The organism is Polaromonas sp. P1_G2 (assembly GCF_056405515.1).
Map to the genome: position 1 here is coordinate 1 of NZ_JBFUBY010000878.1, position 525 is coordinate 525.

Consider the following 525-nt stretch of genomic DNA (forward strand, 5'->3'; position numbering starts at 1 on the left):
CATTCAAGGTGTGCATCGCACGCTCGTATTCGGCTTCCGCCAGGACATCGTCATCCGCCTGCGCGAGGAGGCCGAAACGACATTGGTGGACGTGCGCGTGGCGACGCGTTACGGCAAGCATGACCTCGGCAGCGGTGCCGCCCTGATCAACAAATACCTTCGGGCACTGGACGTGGAATTGCTCGGCATAGCCGGTGATTGATCAAGCCGGTCGGTATTCGCCGCCAAGCAGCGGCGGTCCGTCGGTGACGATCTCGCCCTTCTCCACCAGATCTTCGATATGCGCCAGCACCGACAGCGCTGCCGCACCATGCAGTCGCACATCCGTGCTGCGATAGATCGTCTTGACCATATCCGCAATCGTCCGGTCGCCAGCCTTGATCCGCTCGACGATCGCCCGCTCACGCATGCGCCGGTGGGTCCGCAGGCCGCGGCAGAAGGCGCCGGGATCCTTCACCGGCCCGCCATGGCCCGGCAGGTAGATGCGGTCGCCGCGCTCGATCAGCATGTCCAGTGAGGCCATAT

Annotated in this window: 1 protein-coding gene and 1 pseudogene; one reads left to right on the plus strand and one right to left on the minus strand. The window is 64.0% G+C overall.

The window, feature by feature from the left end; translation table 11 throughout:
• A partial coding sequence (locus tag AC1D0P_RS28110; protein ID WP_477679734.1) for a DUF1499 domain-containing protein occupies nt 1-202 on the plus strand: 202 nt, incomplete at its 5' end.
• Here the strand turns inward: AC1D0P_RS28110 and AC1D0P_RS28115 are convergent.
• A pseudogene (locus AC1D0P_RS28115) lies at nt 203-525 on the minus strand (hypothetical protein); the annotation flags it as partial.